This is a genomic window from Streptomyces longispororuber (genome assembly GCF_024448165.1).
GTDB classification, from domain to species: Bacteria; Actinomycetota; Actinomycetes; order Streptomycetales; family Streptomycetaceae; genus Streptomyces; species Streptomyces longispororuber_A.
Genome location: NZ_JAMOLN010000035.1, coordinates 1 through 22,280, shown reverse-complemented (window position 1 = coordinate 22,280; position 22,280 = coordinate 1). Strand labels below are relative to the sequence as shown.

Genomic DNA, 22,280 nt, shown 5'->3' with positions numbered 1-22,280 from the left:
TCGGACGGTCAGTGCGCGGCGAGGATGTCCACCACGAAGACGAGCGTCGAGTTGGCGGGCAGGGTCGCGCCCTTGGCCTCCTTGCCGTACGCCTGGTCGGCGGGGATCACCAGGAGCACCCGGTCACCGACGTGCTTGCCGACGAGGCCCTTGTCCCAGCCCGGGATGACCCGGCCCTGGCCGATCGGAGTGGTGAAGGGCTGACCCGTCTTCCAGGAGGAGTCGAACAGCTCGGCCTTCGCCTTGCCCTGGTTGAGCTTCCAGGCGGCACCGCTGTACTGCATGGTGACCGTCTGGCCCGACTTCACCTCGGCGCCCTTGCCCGGGATGAGGACCTGGTCGACGAGCTTCTTCGGCGGGTCGTTCTTCGGGACCGAGATCGTCGCCGGCTCTTCCTTGTCGGCCTTGATCTGCGGCAGGTCCGACGGGATCGCGGCCTGCTCGCCCTCGGCCTTCTTCGGGATGACCTTGCCGACGTCCAGCGCGAAGACCAGCGTGTCCGTGGCGGTGATGCCGACCTGCGGGTTGCCCTGGCTGCCGAAGCCCGCGGCGGGCGGCGCCACGACGAGGATCCGGCTGCCCTCCTTCTTCCCGAGCACGGCCTGCGCGAAGGCCGGGAGCTGGCCCTCGGCGCCGGCGGTCACCATCTGGTCGCCGCCTCCCTGCGCGCCGTACGTGGTGCCGAGGTCCTTGGCGCCCTTCCAGAGCTTGCCGGTGAAGTTCATCGTCACCAGGTCGTTCTTCTTGACCTCTGCGCCGTCGCCCTCGGAGAGCGTGTGCACGACGAACTTGCCGCTCGGGTCGCCCTTGGGAACCGTGATCGACGCCTTCTTGCCGACGTCTCCGGTGACCTTCGGCATCGGGTTCGCCGTGTCGACGGCGTCGGGCACGCCGGCCGCCTTCGGCGACGCGGACGAGGAGTCCGCCTTGTCCGCCGAGTCCTTCTTGCCGTCGTCACTGCCGCAGGCCGTCGCGGTCAGCGCCAGAGCCGGCACGATCAGTAGAGCTGCAAGTCGGCGTCGCACAGAGATCCTCAGGTCGCTCGAATACGGTCTGGCCACTCTAGGCCCTCGCACAGCTTTGCCAAGGGCAGGTGAAGGGCCCCGTACGAATGATTCGTACGGGGCCCGGGACCGGATTGGTCGAACGTCTGCGCAGACCGCCTACATGCCGGCGATCAGCTTCTCCACCCGGTCGTCCACGCTGCGGAACGGGTCCTTGCACAGCACGGTGCGCTGCGCCTGGTCGTTCAGCTTCAGGTGCACCCAGTCCACCGTGAAGTCACGGCGCTGCTCCTGGGCGCGGCGGATGAAGTCGCCGCGCAGCCGCGCGCGCGTGGTCTGCGGCGGCACGGACTTGCCCTCGAAGATCTTCAGGTCGTTGCAGATCCGGGCGGCCTGGCCCTTCTTCTCCAGGAGGTAGTAGAGGCCCCGGCGGCGGTGGATGTCGTGGTACGCGAGGTCTATCTGCGCGACCCTCGGGTGCGACATGGTCATGTTGTGCTTGGCCCGGTACCGCTCGATGAGCTTGTACTTCATGACCCAGTCGATCTCGGTGCCGATGCGGTCGAGGTCCTCGGCCTCGATGGCGTCGAGCGTGCGGCCCCAGAGCTCCAGGACCTGGTCGACGGTGCCGGTGCGGATGCCCCGGCGCTCCACGAAGTCGACGGCCTTCTCGTAGTACTCGCGCTGCACCTCGAGCGCCGACGCCTCGCGGCCGCTGGCCAGGCGCACCTTGCGGCGGCCCGTGATGTCGTGGCTGACCTCGCGGATGGCCCGGATCGGGTTCTCCAGGGTCAGGTCGCGCATCACCGTGCCCGCCTCGATCATGCGCAGCACCAGGTCGGTGGCGCCGACCTTGAGGAGCATGGTCGTCTCGGACATGTTCGAGTCGCCGACGATGACGTGGAGCCTGCGGTAGCGCTCGGCGTCCGCGTGCGGTTCGTCGCGGGTGTTGATGATCGGCCGGGAACGCGTCGTCGCGGAGCTGACGCCCTCCCAGATGTGCTCGGCGCGCTGGCTCACGCAGTACACGGCGCCGCGCGGAGTCTGCAGCACCTTGCCCGCGCCGCACAGCAGCTGACGGGTCACCAGGAAGGGAATGAGGATGTCCGCGAGCCGCGAGAACTCGCCGTGCCGCGCCACCAGGTAATTCTCGTGGCAGCCGTACGAGTTTCCCGCCGAGTCGGTGTTGTTCTTGAACAGGTATACGTCGCCTGCGATTCCCTCCTCGTGCAGGCGTCGTTCGGCGTCGACGAGCAGGCCTTCCAGAATGCGCTCGCCCGCTTTGTCGTGGGTGACCAGCTCGGTCACGTTGTCACATTCCGGTGTGGCGTATTCCGGATGCGACCCGACGTCGAGATAGAGGCGGGCGCCGTTCCGCAGAAAGACATTGCTGCTGCGGCCCCATGACACGACACGGCGGAAGAGGTACCGCGCCACCTCGTCAGGAGACAGACGCCGCTGTCCCCTGAACGTGCATGTGACGCCGTACTCGTTCTCCAGCCCGAAAATGCGGCGGTCCATGACTGAACATTACGCCCGATCCCCCGAGCTGAAACGGGGTTCGACAGCACGGTTTGGATCATTTTCCGATGAGAGCGCGACACGCCCGGACGTGCGCGGGGGCGCCAGGACCCGGCCCGTGGCCAGCAGTACGAGCAGCGCGACCGCTCCGGTGACGGCCGGTACGGCGAATCCGGCCCGGGTGCCGGCCCACTCGACGACCGGGCCCGCCACGGCCGTTCCGACGCTCGCGCCGACCGTGAACGTCGTCACGAGCCACGAGAACGCCTCGGTCACCGTCCCCTGCGGCGCGTGCCGGTCCACGACGATGAAGGCGCAGGCGATGCACGGCGCGAGGAACACGCCTGCGAGCGCCGTCAGGGCCACCATGGCGACCGGTCCCGGCATCAGGACCAACGGCACGTAGAACAGCGCGAGGAGGGCCACCAGCCACCGGAGCCGCGCCTCCGGGGCGCCGCTCCACTGCCGGGCGCCGTAGACCGTGCCGCCGACGAGCGCACCGAGCCCGAGGGCCGCCATCATCCAGCCGTAGACGGCGTCACCCCCGTTCCCGTCCGCGTACGAGACGCCCGCCACGGTGATCGAGCCGAGCGCGAGCCCGATGAACAGGAAGGCGCCGAGCAGCACGAGCAGTCCCGGCGAGCGCAGGGCGCCCAGCCAGTGCGCCTCGCGGGGCGCCGAACGCCATGCGCGGGACGGCTTCGAGACGACGACCGACAGCGCGCCGACAACCCCGATCACGTTCAGGACGATCAGCGCGGCCTGCGCCGACCACAGCGACACGCACACGGTCACGAGCAACGGGCCGACCGTGAACATGACTTCCTGGGCGATCGCGTCCATCGCGTACGCGGTGTGCACCTGCTCCTCGCGCGCCAGCACGCTGGGCCACAGCGCGCGCAGCCCGCCTTCGAGGGGCGGTGTGAACAGTCCGGCCGCGGCCACGGCCCCGTACGCCAGCGGCAGCGAGCCGGTCCCGGCGAACGCGAACACCGTCATCGCCAGGCCCGACAGGACCGCGGCGGGCAGCTGCACCTTCGGCTGGCCGCGCAGGTCGACGAGGCGGCCGAGCACCGGCTGCCCGATCGCGTTCGCCACCCCGTACACCGCCGCGAGGGCGCCGGCGAGGCTGTACGTGCCGCCCTCGTCGCGGATGAACAGCACGATGGCGATCGCCGCCGTGGCGTTGGGCAGCCTGCCCACCAGCGTCCCCGTGAGCAGCCGCATCGCGTGCCGCGCCCTGAGGATCTCCGCATACCCCGCGGCCATCGCCCCGCCTCACCTGGAGTTCAGTTTTACGTATAACGTCGAAGGGTTATACGTACCACGTGCGCGGTACCGGGAGCCACCCGCTAACGTCGACCACCGCGCGACGATCCACACGGAGGCAGCAAGTGACCAGCGGTACGGACGGGACGGCGACCGCCCGGCCCACCAGCCGGGACGTGGCCCGGGCCGCGGGCGTCTCCCAGGCCGCCGTCTCCCTCGTCATGGGCGACAAGTGGCGCGGCCGGGTGTCACCGGCGACCGCCGAGCGGGTCAGGGCCGCCGCGCAGCAGCTGGGCTACCGCCCCAACCTCGCCGCCCGCAACCTCCGCCTGGGCCGTACCCGCACCGCGCTCCTGGTCGTCCCCGCGCTCACCAACGAGTTCTTCGCGGGGGTCTACACGGGAGCCGCCCGCGTCGCGGCGCAGCACGACTTCGGCGTGGTCCTGTACCCCTCCCCCGACGGCGTCGGACCGGCCCGCGACCCGTTCCCCTCGGCGACAGCCGCGCTCGACGGCGTCCTCGCCTCGTCCATGGCCGCCGGCGCCGTCACGGCCCTGCGCGGCGACGGGCTGCCCCTGGTGATGCTCGACAGCGACCCGGCCGGCAGCCTCGGCGCCGCCACCGTCAATCTGGACCTCACCGACGGCATCCGGCAGATCACCGACCATCTGCTGGCCCTCGGCCACCGCCACTTCCTGCACCTGGCCTCGGCGGTCGACTCCTGGACCTTCGACGTGCGCGCCCGTGAACTCGCCGCCCGTACCGCCCTGCTGCCCGACACGACAGTCCGCACCGTCCGCTCGGACCTCACCGTGGAGGACGCCCTCGTGGCCACGGAGCGGGCCCTGCGCACCTCCGGGCTCGTGCGCCCCACCGCCATCGTCTGCGACGACGACAAGCTAGCCACCGGCGCCTACAAGGCCGCCCGCCGCATGGGCCTGCGCATCCCCGACCACCTCTCCGTCACGGGCTTCGACGACCTCTCCCTCGCCACCGCCGTCGAACCGGAGCTGACCACCGTGCGGCTGCCCGCCGAGGAGTTCGGCGAGCGGGGCATGGCGGCGCTCATCGCCGTCCTGGAGGGCCGTGAGCCCGAAACCGCCGCGCTGCCGGTCGAGTTGATCGTGCGCGGCTCGACCGGCCGGCCGCCCGCCGCCGCATGACGCGCGGGTGCCCCCGGCCGGTTCGGAAACCGGCCGGGGGCACCCGCCAAAAAGACTGCGACCTACTCCTCTGAGGAGTCCTCGTCGGACACCGCGTCCGACGCGGCCTTCGAGACCTCGGCCGCGCCCTCGGCCGTGAGCAGCCGGGACAGCTGCCGCCCGGCGATCCGCTTGAACTTCCGCTGCTGCGGCCGCGTCCGGTCCAGGACCGCCACCTCGAGGCGCTCCGCGGGGATCTCCCGCTCGCTCCCGTTCGTGTCCCGCGACAGGGCCTGGACGGCGAGCTTCAGGGCCTCGGACAGCGTCATGCCGTCCTGGTGGCGCTGGTCCAGATAGTTGCTGATCTGCTCGGCGTTGCCCCCGACCGCGACCGAGCCGTGCTCGTCGACGATCGACCCGTCGTGCGGCAGCCGGTAGATCTGGTCGCCCTCGGCGGACTCGCCGACCTCGGCGACGACCAGCTCCACCTCGTACGGCTTCTCGCCCGCGCTGGAGAAGATCGTGCCCAGCGTCTGCGCGTACACGTTCGCCAGGCCACGGGCCGTCACATCGTCCCGGTCGTACGTGTATCCACGCAGGTCCGCGTAGCGCACGCCGCCGATTCTGAGGTTCTCGTACTCGTTGTACTTACCGGCGGCCGCGAAGCCGATCCGGTCGTAGATCTCGCTGAACTTGTGCAGTGCGCGGGACGGGTTCTCGCCGACGAACACGATGCCGTCGGCGTACTGCAGCACGACCAGGCTGCGACCGCGGGCGATGCCCTTGCGCGCGTACTCCGCGCGGTCGGCCATCGCCTGCTGGGGTGAGACATAGAACGGCGTCGACACCGGCTATCCGTCCCTTTCTGTCAGTAACGCGTCAGTGGGAAAGAAGGGGGACCGTCAGCTCACAGCAGAGCGGCCCGCGGACCGTCCGGCTGCTCGAGGCGCCGCTCCAGGATCGAGCGGGCGATCTCCGACGACTCGTCGTCCGTCAGACGCCGGAACCCGTCCTCCGAGATCACCGTGACGATCGGGAAGATCCGGCGCGCCATGTCCGGGCCGCCGGTCGCCGAGTCGTCGTCGGCCGCGTCGTACAGCGCCTGCACGACCAGCGTCGTGGCCTGCTCCTCCGTCAGATCCGCGCGGTAGAGCTTCTTCATCGCTCCGCGCGCGAACACCGAACCGGAACCGGTCGCGGCGAACCCGTGCTCCTCGCTCCGGCCGCCCGTCACGTCGTAGGAGAAGATCCGCCCCTTCTCGCGGTCGACGTCGTACCCGGCGAACAGCGGGACGACCGCCAGGCCCTGCATGGCCATGCCGAGGTTCGACCGGATCATGGTCGACAGTCGGTTCGCCTTGCCCTCGAGGGACAGTTGAGCACCTTCGACCTTCTCGAAGTGCTCCAGCTCCAGCTGGAAGAGCTTGACCATCTCGACGGCGAGGCCGGCGGTGCCGGCGATGCCGACGGCCGAGTACTCGTCCGCGGGGAAGACCTTCTCGATGTCGCGCTGCGCGATGACATTGCCCATCGTCGCCCGCCGGTCACCGGCGAGCACCACGCCGCCGGGGAACGTGACGGAGACGATGGTCGTGCCGTGCGGGGCTTCGATGACGCCCTGCGTCGGCGGCAACTGCCGGTTGCCCGGCAGCATTTCGGGCTGGTGCTCGGACAGGAAGTCCATGAAGGAGGACGAGCCGGGCGTCAGGAAGGCTGCCGGCAGACGCCCGGTGCTACGAGGGTTGGCTTCCACGCGTTTCCTTCCACGTAAATGCAGTTGAAGCACGGTATGCCACGGACCCTACCCGTCTCGTGGCGATGATCCACCTGTGTGACCGGAGCCGTGCGACGGAACGCCGCGGGCTCCGGTGCACACCCGATGAATCGTCGGGCCGAAGCCGAGGGTGACCTACTGGCCACCCTTCTGCACGAAGGAGCGCACGAAGTCCTCGGCGTTCTCCTCGAGGACGTCGTCGATCTCGTCCAGGACCGAGTCGACGTCGTCGCTCAGCTTCTCCTGGCGCTCCTTGAGGTCATCGGTCGCCTGCGCGTCCTGTGCCTGCTCCTCGACCTCCTCGGTGGAACGCATCGCCTTCTGCTGCCCGCCGCCGGTGTCCTTGGTCGCCATATCCAGCTCACCCCGCTCGGTTCGAGATACAGGTCGTTCGTGATCAGAACCCTACAAGTCGGGTCCGACATCGGCCCCGCAGTTGGTTCAACGTGCGGGACCCACCTCTGTGATTCCCCTGCCGTCCGCTTTTCAGCCGCGGATCAACCCCCGGACAGCACCCTGACCAGATCCTCGGCCGTACGGCACCGGTCAAGGAGCTCCTTCACGTGATTTCGCGTTCCGCGAAGGGGTTCGAGGGTTGGGACCCGCTGGAGTGAGTCCCGGCCCGGCAGGTCGAAGATCACCGAGTCCCAGGACGCCGCGGCGACGTCGTCCGCGTACTGCTCCAGGCAGCGCCCGCGGAAGTAGGCCCTGGTGTCCTCAGGCGGCTTCGTACGGGCCCGCTCGACGTCGCTCTCGTCCAGGAGGCGCTTCATCTTGCCGCGGGCCGCGAGACGGTTGTAGAGGCCCTTCTCGGCCCGCACGTCGGCGTACTGAAGGTCGAGGAGGTGCAGCTTCGCGGCGTCCCAGTCGAGGCCGTCACGGCGCCGGTAGCCCTCCATGAGCTCCCGCTTGGCGACCCAGTCCAGCTCGCCGGAGAGGCTCATCGGATCCGACTCCAGGCGGCCGAGGACGTCCTCCCAGCGGGTCAGGACGTCCTTGGTCTGGTCGTCCGCGTCGGCGCCGAAGCGCTCCTCGACGTACTTCCTGGCGAGCTCGAAGTACTCCATCTGGAGCTGGACCGCGGTGAGCGTGCGGCCGCTACGGAGGGTGATCAGGCGCTGCAGCGTCGGGTCGTGCGAGACCTGGTGGAGGGTGCGCACCGGCTGGTCGACGGCGAGGTCGACCGCGATGAACCCGTCCTCGATCATGGAGAGGACGAGGGACGTGGTGCCGAGCTTGAGGTAGGTCGAGATCTCGGAGAGGTTCGCGTCGCCGATGATCACGTGGAGGCGGCGGTACTTCTCGGCGTCCGAGTGCGGCTCGTCCCGGGTGTTGATGATCGGGCGCTTGAGCGTGGTCTCCAGGCCGACCTCGACCTCGAAGTAGTCCGCGCGCTGGCTGAGCTGGAAGCCGTGCTCGTGCCCGTCCTGGCCGATGCCGACGCGGCCCGCTCCGGTGACGACCTGCCGGGAGACGAAGAAGGGCGTGAGGTGGCGCACGATGTCCGAGAAGGGGGTCTCCCGCTTCATCAGGTAGTTCTCGTGCGTCCCGTAGGAGGCGCCCTTGTTGTCGGTGTTGTTCTTGTAGAGGTGGATCGGCTGGGCGCCGGGGAGCTGGGCGGCCCGCTCGGCGGCCTCGGCCATGATGCGCTCGCCGGCCTTGTCCCACAGGACGGCGTCCCAGGGGTTGGTGACCTCGGGCGAGCTGTACTCGGGGTGTGCGTGGTCGACGTAGAGGCGCGCGCCGTTGGTGAGGATGACGTTGGCCAGGCCGATGTCCTCGTCGGTGAGCTGGCTGGAGTCGGCGGCCTCCCGCGCGAGGTCGAAGCCTCGTGCGTCGCGCAGCGGGTTCTCCTCCTCGAAGTCCCAGCGGGCCCTGCGGGCCCGGTGCATCGCCGCCGCATAGGCATTGACGATCTGGGACGAGGTGAGCATGGCATTGGCATTGGGGTGGCCGGGGACGGAGATCCCGTACTCCGTCTCGATGCCCATTACTCGCCGTACGGTCATGCGGCCCTCCTTGCCCGGCGGCGCCCTCGGTCGGGGGCGGCGCTCAAGTACCGCTGGTTCTCCGGTGCGTGTGCGGTGCCCGTCCCCGCACGGCGCGACTCGGCGGCATGGAAGAGCCTAGAACGCCTTTGCGCTGGTGGGGAGATCATTTGCGTCATTGCTTCGCTCCGACTTTGGGCCGGTCGTTGCCTGGAAAACAGTTGGCTGCGGGTACCCGGTCCGGGCACCCGCAGCCACCCTGTCTTTTACAGGTACTGACCGGTGTTCGCCACCGTGTCGATGGAGCGTCCGGTGTCCGCGCCCTGCTTTCCGGTGACGAGCGTCCGGATGTAGACGATCCGCTCGCCCTTCTTTCCGGAGATCCGGGCCCAGTCGTCCGGGTTGGTGGTGTTGGGCAGGTCCTCGTTCTCCTTGAACTCGTCGATGCAAGCCTGCAGGAGGTGAGAGACCCGGAGCCCCTTCTGGTTCTGCTCGAGGAAGGCCTTGATGGCCATCTTCTTGGCGCGACCGACAATGTTCTCGATCATTGCGCCGGAGTTGAAGTCCTTGAAGTACAGGACTTCCTTGTCGCCATTGGCGTACGTGACTTCCAGGAAGCGGTTTTCCTCGGATTCCGCGTACATGTGCTCCACGGCGGTCTGGATCATTCCGTGGACCGTGGATCCCTTGTCGCCGCCGTGCTCGTCGACGTCGTCGAGGTGCAGCGGGAGGCGCTCGGTGAGGTACTTGCCGAAGATGTCCTTGGCCGCTTCGGCGTCCGGACGCTCGATCTTGATCTTCACGTCGAGACGGCCGGGCCGCAGGATGGCCGGGTCGATCATGTCCTCACGGTTCGAGGCACCGATCACGACCACGTTCTGCAGGCCCTCCACACCGTCGATCTCGGCGAGCAGCTGCGGGACGATGGTGTTCTCCACGTCCGAACTGACACCGGAGCCACGGGTGCGGAACAGGGACTCCATCTCGTCGAAGAAGACGATGACGGGGGTACCCTCGCTGGCCTTCTCCCGCGCACGCTGGAAGACCAGACGGATCTGCCGCTCGGTCTCACCGACGTACTTGTTGAGGAGCTCGGGACCCTTGATGTTCAGGAAGAAGCTCTTGCCCTGCCCCTGTCCGGTCACCTCGGCGACCTTCTTGGCGAGGGAGTTCGCGACCGCCTTCGCGATGAGGGTCTTGCCGCATCCGGGGGGCCCGTAGAGCAGGACGCCCTTGGGCGGCCGCAGCTCGTGCTCCCGGTAGAGGTCCGGGTAGAGGTACGGCAGCTCGACCGCGTCCCGGATCAGTTCGATCTGGTTGCCCAGGCCGCCGATCTGGTCGTAGCCGATGTCCGGGACCTCTTCGAGGACCAGCTCCTCGACTTCGCTCTTCGGTACGACTTCGTAGACATAGCCGGAACGGGGTTCGAGCAGCAGGGCGTCGCCGGGGCGGATGGTGATGTCCAGCAGCGGCTCGGCGAGCCTGACCACCCGTTCCTCGTCGGTGTGCCCGACCACGAGGGCGCGCTCGCCGTCCTCAAGGATCTCCTTGAGGGTGACGATGTCGCCCACGCTCTCGTACTCCATGGCCTCGACCACGTTGAGCGCTTCGTTGAGCATTACTTCCTGGCCGCGCCTGAGCTCTTCGAGCTCGACGCTGGGGCTCACGTTCACCCGGAGTTTGCGGCCGCCGGTGAAGATGTCGGCGGTGCCGTCCTCATTGGCCGTGAGGAAGACTCCGAAGCCGGCCGGCGGTTGCGCGAGCCGGTCGACCTCCTCCTTGAGGGCCACGATCTGGTCGCGGGCCTCACGGAGTGTGTTGGCGAGCCGTTCGTTCTGGGCGGACACGCCGGCCAGGTTGGTCTGCAGCTCGACGATCCGCTCTTCGAGAATCCTCGTATGACGCGGAGAGTCGGCGAGCTTGCGCCGCAGGACGGCGATTTCCTGCTCGAGATAGGCAATCTGTCCGGCGGGGTCGTCGGACCCTCGTCCCGGGCGGATGCCGCGGTTCATGTCGTCGTCGTGGGCTGCCACGGTCCTCACCTCCTCCAAGGGGAGCTGGACGCTTCCAGACCCTACCTGGGCGGGTGTCGATTGAAACCCCTAGATCACAAAGACGGTCGGGGTGTGTCCGATCTTCACCCTTGCGCTCTCCCTCACGCCAGGGGAATACCCACCCAACAACATCGGAAAGCGGGCGGTTGTAGGGTCGAAGTGTTCAACACCCGTCAGGCCTGGCCCGACTTGCTCCTGTGAAGTGGGTTACGACGGGCCCGCGACGCAGGAAACGGCAGGAATCATGACCGTGCAGCAAGAGGCCGGATCCGGCACCGACACCGGCGTTCCGCTTGAAGTGTGGATCGACCAGGACCTGTGCACCGGGGACGGGATCTGCGCCCAGTACGCGCCGGAGGTCTTCGAGCTGGACATCGACGGGCTCGCTTATGTGAAGAGCGCGGACGACGAACTGCTGCAGGCCCCCGGCGCCTCAACACCCGTGCCGCTTCCGCTTCTCACCGACGTGGTGGCGTCCGCGCAGGAGTGCCCGGGCGACTGCATCCACGTACGGCGGGTATCGGACAGCGTCGAGGTGTACGGGCCCGACGCGGAGTGAGCGGGCGGTAGCCGCAGAACGTCTGAAGGGCCCTGTGCCCCCGGAGATCCGGGGGCACAGGGCCCTTCAGACGGTTTTCAGACGGTTTTCAGACGCCGCGCGCCTCGGCCGGCGTGGAGCGGACGAACGTGCCGTTCTTCCACTGCCACTTGGCCTTGTCGTGGACGTCCGGGCGGTAGCGGGGCACCGCGTCGGACGAGTAGCCGTCGAGCGTGGCGGTGACGGCCCCGTCGCGCACGGCGAAGTCGCTGACCGAGAAGCGGTCCTGCGGGTCGACGAGCGTGGCGACGACGCGCGGCTCGGCGCCGGGCGGCTGGGTCAGGACGTACACCCCGTTCGGCGGGGTGCCGGAGCCCGCGTCGCAGCGGACGACCGCGACCGTCTCCGGTCGGCCGTCGCCGTCGAGGTCACCGGAGGCCTTCTTCTGCACGACGACCTTGACGGGCCCGCAGTTGAGCGGGAAGTGGACCGCCGCCGGATCGGGCGGGGCGACGGTCGCGGGGTGGGCGGTGGCCGACTTGGCGTCGGCCTGGGCCGCGGTGGCGGAGTCCGGCTGGAGGAAGCCGGAGGCCGCGACGACGGCGGCGAGGGCGGCCGCGGTGGCCAGCCAGTGGATGGGGCGGGTGGTGGTGTGCGCCAGTTCCGGGACGGCGGGTTGCTGCACTAGGAGCGTCTCCTGTGAGGGCTGTGCCGGTGGGGGTGGCCAGCATCGTGCCATACGTCACAGTGGAGCGGAACGGCGGGGTCCCGGTGTTTTCCGCGGGTCCTGCGGTTCCACGGCTCAGTGGTTCCGCGGTGGCTCGTGGGCGCGGTGCTGCCGGTGTGTCAACGGACGAGCGCCGCCGCCGAGTTCCCGGACGTGCGGGGGAACTCGGCGGCGGCGCCGGTGCGTTGTTCGGTTGTTCCGCTGTCCCTCGCCGGGTCAGCGGCCGCGGTTGCCGCCGTCGGCGTTCGGACCGTCGTAGTCCTCGCCGTAGGCGCCCTTGGCGGGGCGGCGGCGGCGCATGGGCGGCTCGACGCCGTCCGCGAGGCGGCGGGCGGTGAGAAGGAAGCCGGTGTGGCCGATCATCCGGTGGTCGGGGCGGACGGCGAGGCCCTCCACGTGCCAGTTGCGGATCATCGACTCCCAGGAGGTCGGCTCGTTGAAGCAGCCGATCTCCCGGATGGACTCGACGGTGCGGGCGAGCTGCGTCGTGGTGGCGACGTAGCAGCACAGGATGCCGCCGGGGACGAGCGCCTTCTTGACGACGTCCAGGCACTCCCAGGGGGCCAGCATGTCGAGGATGACGCGGTCGACGTCGCCGTCGGACAGGTTGTCCTGGAGGTCGCCGACGGTGAGCTGCCAGGCGGGGTGCGGGCCGCCGAAGTAGCGCTCGACGTTCCCCTTGGCGATCTCGGCGAAGTCCTCGCGGCGCTCGTACGAGTGCAGCATGCCCTCGTCGCCGATGGCGCGCAGCAGGAAGCTGCTGAGGGAGCCGGAGCCCACGCCCGCCTCCACGACGCGGGCGCCGGGGAAGATGTCGGCGAAGGCCAGGATCTGCCCCGCGTCCTTGGGGTAGACCACGGCGGCGCCGCGGGGCATGGACAGGACGTAGTCGGGGAGCAGGGGGCGCAGCGCGAGGTAGGCGACGTTTCCGGTGGTGCGGACAACGCTGCCCTCGGGTGCGCCGATCAGCTCGTCGTGCGGGAAGGAACCCTTGTGGGTGTGGAAGTTCTTTCCCTCTTCGAGCGTGAACGTGTAGTGGCGGCCCTTGGGGTCGGTCAGCTGAACCTGGTCCCCGACCTTGAAGGGCCCGCGCCTGCGGGCGGCACCGGTCGGTTCGGACATGTGAACAGCCTACCGGGCGCGGCGGGGGCTGCCGACCACACGGCCGCCAGGGCCTGCATGGCCTGCATGGCCTGCATGGCCTGCATGGCCTGCATGGCCTGCATGGCCTGCAGCAGATGTACGTGCCGGACACCGCGCCCGCGACATGATCCGCCGGACAGGCCCTAGGAGGGCCGGGCCATCGCTTTCACGAAGGCGCGCTCCACGTCGGCCGCGGAGAGGACGCCGTAGATCGCGCCGTTCTCCTCCACCACCAGGTACTCGGTCGCCGGGGTCGCGCGCAGGGTGTCGAGGAGTTCCTCGCCCGAGAGTTCCGCGGAGACGCGCATGCCGTCGGTCAGGTCCTGGGCGAGGCCGCTGACCGGGACCCAGGGGCGGCGGTGCTCGGGGACGCCGACGATGGCGGCCTCGCGGACCAGGGAACGGGGCTCGCCGTCCGCGTCGACGACGACCAGGGCGCGGGCCCCCGACTCGTTGGCCCGGCGCAGCGCCTCGGAGAGCGGGGTCGCGGGCTCGACCGGGACGGCGCGGCGGGTCAGGGTGCGGGCCCGCAGCTCCGGGAGGTGCTCGCGCAGGCGGGCCATGCGGAGGCTGTTGCCGGCGCCGGTCCAGATGATCGCGGCGAGGATGGCGGCGAGCAGGGCGTCGGTGACGGTGTCCATGCCGCCGACGTCCTCGGCGTTCTTGCCGAGGGCGCCGGACTGGGTGAGCAGGGGCAGGCCGATGAGGACGGTGATGGCAAGGGCGCGGCCGACCCAGGCGGCGGCGACGGTGCCGCTCATCGGCTTGCCGGTGATCTTCCAGACGACGGCGCGCAGCATCCGGCCGCCGTCGAGGGGCAGGCCGGGCAGCAGGTTGAAGGCCGCGACGATGAGGTTCGAGATCATCAGGCCGGCGAGCAGGACGCCGGGCACCGTGCCGGGCTCGACGGCCATCATGCCGAGGTAGAAGACGCCGGCGAGGACCAGGGAGAGCAGCGGGCCGACGAAGGCCAGCACGAACTCGCGGCCCGGGGTCTCGGACTCCTTCTCGATCTCCGAGACGCCGCCGAAGAACTGCAGCTGGATCCGGCGGACCGGGAGCTTGAAGCGCAGGGCGGCGACGGTGTGGGCGAGTTCGTGGACGAGCACGGAGGCGTAGAAGGCGACCGCGAAGAAGAGGGAGACCAGGTAGCGGGCCGCGCCGAGCTCGGGCAGGACGCGGTCGAGCTGGCCGCCGAAGACCCAGGTGATCAGCGCCGCGACGAGGAACCAGCTGGGCGCGACGTAGACCGGGACGCCGAAGGGGCGCCCCATGAGCAGCCCGCCGCGCGGCTCCGGGGGCTTGGCCGGGCCCTTGCGGTTGCCGGCCGTGGCGGCGGCGCGGTGCTGACCGTATGGACCGGTGGCGGTGGGCTCGCCCGCGGCCTGCGGGGACGGCTCGTCGGTCCTCGGCGGCCGGCCGGCCGCCCGGGACTGCGCCGCGTCGTCGGCGGCGGGGTCCGGCGCCGGGCCCGAGGCGGTGTCCTGGGTCGTGTCCGGGGTGGTGTCCACGCCGCTGTCCGACAGGGTGTCCGACGAGGCGCCCGAGGGGGTGTCCGAGGAGCTGTCGGCCGGGGCCGGGGCGTCGCCGGTCCGGTCGGTGTCGCCCGGGTCGGCGGCCGCGGCCCGGCCGGTGTCGGCCTGGCGGGGTTCGGGGGTCGGGGCAGCGGGACGCCCTGCGTCGCCCTTCGCGGGCGGCGTCGCCTCGCCGGTGCCGGACTGCGGCTGCCCGCTCTCGTCCACGGTGATCCCTCGGTCCCCTCGTTCGAGCGTCTCCCGCCGTGGGGCGGGACGTTCTGGCGTCGATGGTATGCGGACGGTGTCCGGTGGCCCCCGTCGACTCCCCCGGGCCACGCTACGCAAGACGCGGTGGGACGCGCAGGTGCCTGACTGTCAGTGCCGGGCCGTATCGTCGTGGGTCATGGAGACCAGTACCGAGACGGGCCCCGAGTCCGGCCCCGAGAAGCCTGCCGTGCGACCGGCGTCGCTGTCGCCGTCGCGCGCGAGCGACTTCATGCAGTGCCCGTTGCTGTACCGGTTCCGGGTCATCGACAAGCTGCCGGAGAAGCCGAGCGAGGCGGCGACGCGGGGCACGCTCGTCCATGCCGTGCTGGAGAGACTCTTCGACTCCCCCGCGGGCGAGCGCACGGCGCCGCGCGCGAAGTCGCTGATCCCCGGGCAGTGGGACCGGCTGCGCGAGGCGCGCCCCGAGCTCGGCGAGCTGTTCGCGGACGCCGACGAAGAGGCTGCGGGCGAGCGGATGACGCGCTGGCTCGGTGAGGCGGAGCGGCTGGTCGAGCGGTGGTTCACGCTGGAGGATCCGACGCGTCTGGAGCCCGCCGAGCGGGAGCTGTTCGTCGAGGCCGAGCTGGAGTCCGGGCTGCGGCTGCGCGGGATCATCGACCGGGTCGACGTCGCGCCGACCGGCGAGGTCCGCATCGTCGACTACAAGACGGGCAAGGCCCCCCGCCCCGAGTACGCGGAGGGCGCGCTGTTCCAGATGAAGTTCTACGCGCTGGTGGTGTGGCGCCTGAAGGGTGTCGTGCCGCGGCGGCTGCAGCTCGTGTACCTGGGCAGCGGGGACGTGCTGACGTACGACCCGGTGATCGCGGACCTGGAGCGGGTGGAGCGCAAGCTGCACGCGCTGTGGGAGGCGATCGAGCAGGCCACGGAGAGCGGTGACTGGCGGCCGCGGCCGACGAAGCTCTGCGGCTGGTGCGACCACCAGGCCGTCTGCCCCGAATTCGGCGGTACTCCCCCGCCGTATCCGCTTCAGATCAGGGTGCCCGAGTCCGGCGGGGCGTAGGAGGGCAGAATGGGGCCGGACTATCGAAGGAGAGTTTCGTGGCCATCCGCGTCCTACTGGTCGATGACCAGCCGCTGCTCCGTACCGGCTTCCGCATGATCCTGGAGGCCGAGCAGGACATCGCGGTCGTCGGCGAGGCCGGTGACGGCCTGCAGGCCCTCGACCAGGTGCGTGCGCTGCAGCCCGACGTCGTGCTGATGGACATCCGGATGCCGCGGATGGACGGCGTCGAGGCGACCCGGCAGATCTCGGGCCCCGGCAAGGACGGTCCGGCGAAGGTGCTCGTGCTGACCACCTTCGATCTCGACGAGTACGTGGTCGAGGCGCTCAAGGCGGGGGCCAGCGGCTTCCTCCTCAAGGACGCCCCGGCGAACGAGCTGGTGCAGGCGATCCGGGTGGTCGCGGCGGGCGAGGCGATGCTCGCGCCGAGCATCACGCGCCGGCTGCTCGACAAGTACGCGGACCACCTGCCGTCGGGCGACGAGCCGGTGCCGGACACGCTGCACACCCTCACCGAGCGGGAGGTCGAGGTGCTGAAGCTGGTGGCCCGCGGCCTGTCGAACGCGGAGATCGCCGCCGACCTCTTCGTCAGCGAGACGACGGTGAAGACCCATGTGGGCCACGTGCTGACGAAGTTGGGGCTGCGCGACCGGGTGCAGGCCGCCGTGTACGCGTACGAGAGCGGGCTGGTCCGGCCGGGCGCGCAGTAGCCCGCCCGCGGGCGGGCACGGACGAACGAAGGGCGGCGGTCACCGGAGTGGTGACCGCCGCCCTTCGTCGTTCCCGCTGCGCGCTCGTCCTGTCCGACAGGACGTCAGCCCTTGCTGATCTCCCAGAACCGGAACACGGTCGACGCGTCGAGGCAGTTCTCCAGGCCGTAGACGCCGTCGCGCACGACCGCGTACTGCTTGGCCTGCCACACGGGCAGGATGGGCAGCTGCTCGGCGACTATGTTCTGCAGCTGGTCGTACTGCTTCGTGGTGGTGGAGCGGTCGCTCTGGGCGCCGGTCTCCGGGATGATCGTGCCGGTGATCGTGCTGTTGGTGTAGTGGTTCCCGAGCACGTTGCCGTCGCCGAAGAACGGCTGGGTGAAGTTGTCGGGGTCCGGGTAGTCGGGCACCCAGCCCTTGACGTAGACGCCGTACTTGCCGGACTTGATGTCCCGCTCGTACTGGGAGAACTCCACGGACTTCACGTCGGCGTCGAACAGGCCGCTCGCGTTGAGCTGCTTGGCCATCGCCTTCAGCTCGGCGTCGGTGGCCGGCCCGTAGCGGGACGGCGTGGACCAGAGGGTGAGCTTGACCTTGTCGGTGATGCCGTCGGCGCGGAGCGCGGCCTGCGCCTTGCTCTTCGAGGGGCGGGACCCGTACAGGTCGAAGAACGCGGTGTTGTGGCCGGTGATGCCCGCCGGGATGATCGAGTACAGCGACGTGGCCGTGTTGTCGTAGACCTCGTCGATCAGGGCGTCGCGGTCGATGAGGTAAGCCATGGCCTTGCGGACACTGAGCTTGCCGACGACCGGGTCCTTCACGTTGAAGACGAGGTGCTGGACCTCGGCGCTGGTGCCCTCGACGACGTCGATGTCCTGGGTCGCCTTGGTGGCCGACTCCTCGATGTCCGCGACGTCCTTGGCGGCGAGACCGCGGTAGGCCAGGTCGACGCCCCCGTCGAGCAGGGACTTCTTCAGGCCCGCCTGGTCACCGTGGAAGAACTTCATGGTGACGCCGTCGTTCTTGACCTTCGCGGTGCCCTCGTACGAGGAGTTGACCGAGAAGACCGCTTCCTTCTTGCCGAAGGAGTCCAGCTTGTACGGGCCGGAGCCGACGGCCTTGCCGTCCGTGCGCAGCCTGTCCGCCGGGTACTCGGCGTGGTCGACGATCGATCCGGCGCCCGAGGCGATCTTGCTGGGGAACGTCGCGTCGGCGTACTTCAGCCGGAAGACCACCGTGGAGCCGTCCGGGGTCTCCACCTTGTCCAGCATCGGGAACATGATGGCGGGACCGGCCTCGTCGCCGATCTTCATCATGCGGTCGAAGGAGTACTTGACGTCCTTCGACGTGAGCTCGTGGCCGTTGCTGAACTTCAGGCCGGAGCGCAGGGTGCACGAGTAGACCTTGGTGGCGTTGTCGCTGAAGTGGCACTCCTTGGCGGCCTCGGGCTGCGGCTCGGTGGCTCCGTTGGGGAAGCTGAGCAGCGACTGGAAGACGTTGTTGAACAGCAGCCACGAGCCCGGGTCGTAGCCGGACGCAGGGTCGGTGGCCTGGATGTCGTCGGACATCCCCATGACCACCGCGTCGCCGGAGCCGGCGGACTCGTCCTGGTCCGTGCCACAGCCGGACAGCAGGGCCGCGGCGAGTCCCACGCCGAGGGGCAGGGCCAACCACTGGTTGCGCATTCTCACGTACGTGCCTTGTCGTCGGTCGTGCGGAACGGGGCGGGGCCGGCCGCGGCGTCGGGACCGGCCCCACGGAGGGCTCAGCCGCTGACGCCGCGGCCCAGCTCCCACAGCTGGAGGATCGACGAGGAGGACAGGGCCCACTCGACGCCCGTGATGTCGTCGCGCGAGGCGACGTACTGCTTGCCCTGCCAGAGCGGGAGGACGGGCACGTCGTCGGCGACGATGTTCTGGATCTGCTGCAGGCTCTTGGACGCGGTGAGCCGGTCGGCCTCGCGACGCTCGGCCGGGAGCAGCTGCCCGCGGATGGTGCTGTTGGCGTACGGGGCGTTGAGGAAGTTGTCCTTGTCGAGGAACGGCGCGAGGAAGTTGTCGGCGTCCGGGAAGTCGGGGAACCAGCCCAGACCGTAGACGTCGTACTTGCCCTTGAGCTGGGCGTCGCGGTACGTGTCCCAGGCGTCGCCCTTGATGTCGACGTCGAACAGACCGCTGGCGTTCAGCTGCTTGCGCAGGACCTCGAACTCCTTCTTCGTGGCCGGACCGTAGTGGTCGGTCGTGTAGTGCAGCGTGAGCTTCACCGGGGTGGTGATGTTCGCCCGGTTCAGGGTCGCGGCGGCGGCCGTCTTGTCCGGGTCGCCGTACTTGTTGAAGAACGAGTTCTGGTGGCCGGTGATGCCGGCCGGGACGAGCGAGTAGAGCGGCTCGGCGGTGGCGCCGTAGACGCTGGCGGCGATCTCGCCGCGGTCCACGATCTGCGCCATGGCCTGGCGGACGGCCTTGCTCCTGACGGAGGTCGCCGTGGTGTCGAAGCCGAGGTAGCGGATCTCCATGCCGGGCATCTCGACCAGGTTGACGTTCTTCGGCGGGTTGGTCGAGTACTTCTCGATCTGCTCCGGCGACATGGTGCGCGTCATCATGTCGATGTCGCCCTTCTCCAGCGCCTTGCCCATGGCGTCGGCGCTCTCGAAGGACCGCAGTTCCACCTTGTCGTTCTTCGGCTTCAACTGCCCCTGGTAGTTGGGGTTCTTGGTGAAGACGGTCTTGACGACGGCGTTGTTCTTGACCTCGGACTTCATGGTGTACGGGCCGGAGCCGTTCACCTCGAAGCCGTTGCGCAGCGAGTGCTTCGCGTAGTCGTCGGGGTTGACGATGCCGGCCGTGGGCGTGGCCAGCTTGTACGGGAAGGTGGCGTCCGGGGACTTGAGGTGGAAGATCACCTCGCGGTCGCCCTGCGTCTCGATCGTGTCGATCGAGGAGAGCAGGCCGTAGGAGGCGCTGTCGCTCTTGATCTTGAGGACGCGGTCGATGGAGTACTTCACGTCGGCGGCGGTGATGGCCCTGCCGTCGGCGAACTTGAGGTCCTTGCGCAGCGTGCACGCGTACCGCTCGCTGCCGCTGTCGGAGAAGATGCAGCTCTCGGCCGCCTCGGGCACCGGCTCGCCGCTGCCGCTGCGGGGCATCGCCATCAGCGTCTGCACGGTCTGGCGCAGCACGTTCCAGGACCCGGCGTCGTAGGCGTACGCGGGGTCGAACGGCGCGGGGACCTTGCCGGAGGCGATGAACCGGTCGGTGGTGCCGACGACGATCGCGTCGCCGCCGTCGCCGCCACTGTCCGACCCGCCGCACGCGACGAGCACGGGGGCGAGCAGGCCGATGACGGCCGGCAGCACCAAAGTCTTGCGGTTCATGCTCGAAAATCTCCAGAGCTGTTGATCTCGCGGGTCCGTGGACAAGGGGTGGTGCGCACGGGCACGGGAGGGTTACGGCGATGTTCTCGCGACGACATTAATGGGCCCGCCGCCGGGGCTCGCAGGCGCTGGAGCCGGGCGCCCATCACGCTGTGGAACCGGGTGTGGACGCACCGAAAACACCTCAGGAGGAAGGTTCGACGCACGGGGCGACCAATCGGGACACAAGGTCACGTCCGGCCGCCCCCAAGGGGGTTGCGCAGCACGACGGCCCGGACCTGTCGACCCCTGTCCGAGTGGGAAAGGTCACACCGCCAACTGGGTTGGGGAGTGCGGTAATTCGGCCATGGGGTTGGGCCGCCGCACCGCCGTCAGAGCGTCATCAGCCCGTGCAGGAAAGGCAGGTTGACGTGTTCGAGGGAGGGCACGACGGTGCGCCGGGGGGCCGGCGCGATGGGCGCGACGGACGGGACGGCGACGACCTGGCAGCCCGCGGCCTCGGCGGCCGCGACGCCGGTGGCGGTGTCCTCGATGACGGCGCAGCGCCCGGGTTCGGCGCCGAGCCGGGACGCGGCGAGGAGATACGGGTCGGGGTGCGGCTTGGTCCTGGACACCTCGTCACCGGCGACCGTGAGGTGGAAGTTGTGGGCGCCGAGCGAGTCCAGGATGCGGTCGATGATGCGCCGGTGGGAGGCGGAGACGAGTGCGGTCGGCACGTTCTGCGCGGCGAGTTCGGCGAGGAGTCTCGCGGCACCGGGCATCAGCGGCAGCGACCGGCTGATGCGCCGCTCGAAGCCGTCGTTGAGCAGGACGGTCAGTTCGGGCAGCGTGATGTCGGCGCCGGTGGCCTCGATGAGGAAGCCGGCGCTGCGGGTCATCGGACCGCCGACGACGACCTGCCGCCAGGCGTCGTCGAGGGCGTGGCCGAGTTCGGCGAAGACGGCCACTTCGGCGTCCCACCAGAACCCCTCCGTGTCGACGAGGGTTCCGTCCATGTCGAGGAGCACGGCCTGCAGGGCGGAGCCTTCGGCCGTTCGGGTACCGAGTGCGGGGACCGTACTGGTCATCCGTGCACCACCTCCATGAGGGACGAAGAGGCCGGTCCCCCTTCCGGACAGAAGTTCTGACCAGAAGGGCGACCGGCCTGCGCTGGACCGACCAGTGTACGACTCTGAGGAATTACCGCATTACCGGGCGTTGAAGTACTTCGCCTCGGGGTGGTGGATCACGATCGCGTCGGTGGACTGCTCGGGGTGGAGCTGGAACTCCTCGCTGAGCTGGACGCCGATCCGCTCCGGCTCCAGGAGCTGGGCGATCTTGGCGCGGTCCTCCAGGTCGGGGCAGGCTCCGTAGCCGAGGGAGAAGCGGGCGCCCCGGTACTTCAGGGCGAACATGTCCTCCATGGCGGCCGGGTCCTCGCCGGCGAAGCCCAGCTCGGTGCGGACGCGGGCGTGCCAGTACTCGGCGAGCGCCTCGGCCAACTGGACGGACAGGCCGTGCAGTTCGAGGTAGTCGCGGTAGGAGTCGGACGCGAACAGCTTGGCGGTCGCCTCGCCGATCTTCGAGCCGACGGTGACGACCTGGAGGCCGACCACGTCGGTCTCACCCGACTCCTCGGGGCGGAAGAAGTCGGCCAGGCACAGCCGGCGGCCGCGGCGCTGGCGGGGGAAGGTGAACCGGGTCCGCTCGTTGCCCTCGTCGTCCAGGATGATCAGGTCGTCGCCCTTGGACACGCACGGGAAGTAGCCGTAGACGACGGCCGCTTCGAGCATGTTCTTGGTGTGCAGCTCGTCGAGCCAGCCGCGCAGCCGCGGGCGGCCCTCGGTCTCCACCAGCTCCTCGTACGTGGGCCCGTCTCCGGTCCGCGCCTGCTTCAGGCCCCACTGGCCCTTGAACAGGGCGCCCTCGTCGAGCCAGGAGGCGTACTCCTTGAGCTGGATGCCCTTGATGACGCGGGTGCCCCAGAACGGCGGCTCGGGGACCGGGTTGTCGACGGCGACGTCGGAGCGCGCGGGCCCGTCGTCGGGCTGCTCCTCGATCTTCACGTTGCCCGCCTTGACCCGGCGTTGCTTGAGTTCGGGCAGGGTGGCGCCGGGCACGCCGCGCTTGACCGCGATCAACGCGTCCATCAACCGCAGACCCTCGAACGCGTCGCGCGCGTAACGCACTTCGCCCTCGTAGATCTCGTGCAGATCCTGCTCGACGTAGGCGCGGGTGAGCGCGGCGCCGCCG

20 protein-coding genes are annotated in these 22,280 nt (G+C 69.6%); 4 read left to right on the top strand and 16 right to left on the bottom strand.

Annotated elements, in window-relative coordinates:
- Nucleotides 1-8 precede the first annotated feature (8 nt).
- The 3 genes from M4J07_RS12900 to M4J07_RS12890 all read right to left on the bottom strand — a co-directional run bounded on the left by M4J07_RS12900 (nucleotide 9) and on the right by M4J07_RS12890 (nucleotide 3,794).
- Entirely contained in the window at nucleotides 9-1,025 is a 1,017-nt protein-coding gene (locus M4J07_RS12900) for an FKBP-type peptidyl-prolyl cis-trans isomerase (protein ID WP_255971185.1), read from the bottom strand.
- Between the two features lie 138 nt (nucleotides 1,026-1,163).
- Nucleotides 1,164-2,525, bottom strand: a complete 1,362-nt coding sequence (gene pafA / locus M4J07_RS12895) for a Pup--protein ligase (protein WP_164558827.1) — start codon at nucleotides 2,523-2,525, stop codon at nucleotides 1,164-1,166.
- 9 nt (nucleotides 2,526-2,534) lie between these two features.
- Entirely contained in the window at nucleotides 2,535-3,794 is a 1,260-nt protein-coding gene (locus M4J07_RS12890) for an MFS transporter (protein WP_255971181.1), read from the bottom strand.
- Between the two features lie 125 nt (nucleotides 3,795-3,919).
- Between M4J07_RS12890 and M4J07_RS12885 the strand changes: the two genes are divergently transcribed.
- Nucleotides 3,920-4,957 (top strand): LacI family DNA-binding transcriptional regulator, encoded by a 1,038-nt coding sequence (locus M4J07_RS12885; protein ID WP_255971179.1) that lies wholly within the window; start codon nucleotides 3,920-3,922, stop codon nucleotides 4,955-4,957.
- A gap of 62 nt (nucleotides 4,958-5,019) precedes the next feature.
- Here M4J07_RS12885 and prcA read toward each other — a convergent pair whose 3' ends face one another.
- The 6 genes from prcA to arc form a co-directional block, all read right to left on the bottom strand.
- A complete protein-coding gene (gene prcA, locus M4J07_RS12880) occupies nucleotides 5,020-5,784 on the bottom strand; it encodes a proteasome subunit alpha (protein ID WP_255971177.1) in 765 nt (254 codons plus the stop codon).
- A 59-nt stretch (nucleotides 5,785-5,843) separates the two neighbouring features.
- Nucleotides 5,844-6,689 carry a proteasome subunit beta gene (gene prcB, locus M4J07_RS12875; protein ID WP_255971175.1) on the bottom strand — a complete coding sequence of 282 codons (846 nt, stop codon included), beginning with the start codon at nucleotides 6,687-6,689 and terminating at the stop codon, nucleotides 5,844-5,846.
- Nucleotides 6,641-6,763 (bottom strand): endonuclease domain-containing protein, encoded by a 123-nt coding sequence (locus M4J07_RS12870; protein ID WP_374215027.1) that lies wholly within the window; start codon nucleotides 6,761-6,763, stop codon nucleotides 6,641-6,643. Before M4J07_RS12870 ends, prcB begins: the two co-directional genes overlap by 49 nt.
- Nucleotides 6,764-6,845: 82 nt before the next feature.
- Entirely contained in the window at nucleotides 6,846-7,064 is a 219-nt protein-coding gene (locus M4J07_RS12865; RefSeq protein WP_255971173.1) for a ubiquitin-like protein Pup, read from the bottom strand.
- 143 nt (nucleotides 7,065-7,207) lie between these two features.
- Entirely contained in the window at nucleotides 7,208-8,719 is a 1,512-nt protein-coding gene (gene dop / locus M4J07_RS12860) for a depupylase/deamidase Dop (protein WP_255971171.1), read from the bottom strand.
- Between the two features lie 245 nt (nucleotides 8,720-8,964).
- The gene (gene arc / locus M4J07_RS12855; protein ID WP_255971169.1) at nucleotides 8,965-10,731 is read right to left on the bottom strand and encodes a proteasome ATPase; all 1,767 of its coding nucleotides are present in this window, start codon (nucleotides 10,729-10,731) and stop codon (nucleotides 8,965-8,967) included.
- Between the two features lie 265 nt (nucleotides 10,732-10,996).
- Between arc and M4J07_RS12850 the strand changes: the two genes are divergently transcribed.
- Entirely contained in the window at nucleotides 10,997-11,311 is a 315-nt protein-coding gene (locus M4J07_RS12850) for a ferredoxin (protein WP_255971167.1), read from the top strand.
- 88 nt (nucleotides 11,312-11,399) lie between these two features.
- On the opposite strand, the gene M4J07_RS12845 is transcribed toward M4J07_RS12850, so the two are convergent.
- From M4J07_RS12845 to M4J07_RS12835, 3 genes are all read right to left on the bottom strand, one after another.
- A complete protein-coding gene (locus M4J07_RS12845) occupies nucleotides 11,400-11,975 on the bottom strand; it encodes a hypothetical protein (protein ID WP_255971165.1) in 576 nt (191 codons plus the stop codon).
- A gap of 258 nt (nucleotides 11,976-12,233) precedes the next feature.
- On the bottom strand, nucleotides 12,234-13,139 hold the full coding sequence (locus tag M4J07_RS12840) for a tRNA (adenine-N1)-methyltransferase (RefSeq protein WP_018535043.1): 906 nt from the start codon (nucleotides 13,137-13,139) through the stop codon (nucleotides 12,234-12,236).
- A gap of 164 nt (nucleotides 13,140-13,303) precedes the next feature.
- Nucleotides 13,304-14,902, bottom strand: a complete 1,599-nt coding sequence (locus tag M4J07_RS12835; RefSeq protein WP_255971161.1) for a site-2 protease family protein — start codon at nucleotides 14,900-14,902, stop codon at nucleotides 13,304-13,306.
- A gap of 178 nt (nucleotides 14,903-15,080) precedes the next feature.
- Here M4J07_RS12835 and M4J07_RS12830 point away from each other — a divergent pair, with 178 nt between their 5' ends.
- Together M4J07_RS12830 and M4J07_RS12825 are read left to right on the top strand one after the other, a co-directional pair.
- A complete protein-coding gene (locus M4J07_RS12830) occupies nucleotides 15,081-15,965 on the top strand; it encodes a RecB family exonuclease (protein WP_255971159.1) in 885 nt (294 codons plus the stop codon).
- 38 nt (nucleotides 15,966-16,003) lie between these two features.
- Entirely contained in the window at nucleotides 16,004-16,675 is a 672-nt protein-coding gene (locus tag M4J07_RS12825; protein ID WP_255971157.1) for a response regulator, read from the top strand.
- Nucleotides 16,676-16,779: 104 nt separating this feature from the next.
- Here the strand turns inward: M4J07_RS12825 and M4J07_RS12820 are convergent, their stop codons facing one another.
- The 4 genes from M4J07_RS12820 to M4J07_RS12805 all read right to left on the bottom strand — a co-directional run.
- The gene (locus M4J07_RS12820; RefSeq protein ID WP_255971155.1) at nucleotides 16,780-18,366 is read right to left on the bottom strand and encodes an ABC transporter substrate-binding protein; all 1,587 of its coding nucleotides are present in this window, start codon (nucleotides 18,364-18,366) and stop codon (nucleotides 16,780-16,782) included.
- 74 nt (nucleotides 18,367-18,440) lie between these two features.
- Nucleotides 18,441-20,048: an ABC transporter substrate-binding protein gene (locus tag M4J07_RS12815; RefSeq protein ID WP_255971153.1), complete on the bottom strand. Its 1,608-nt coding sequence runs from the start codon at nucleotides 20,046-20,048 to the stop codon at nucleotides 18,441-18,443.
- A gap of 371 nt (nucleotides 20,049-20,419) precedes the next feature.
- Nucleotides 20,420-21,115: an HAD family hydrolase gene (locus M4J07_RS12810; protein WP_255971151.1), complete on the bottom strand. Its 696-nt coding sequence runs from the start codon at nucleotides 21,113-21,115 to the stop codon at nucleotides 20,420-20,422.
- A 120-nt stretch (nucleotides 21,116-21,235) separates the two neighbouring features.
- A partial coding sequence (locus M4J07_RS12805; RefSeq protein WP_305127627.1) for a vitamin B12 dependent-methionine synthase activation domain-containing protein occupies nucleotides 21,236-22,280 on the bottom strand: 1,045 nt, incomplete at its 5' end.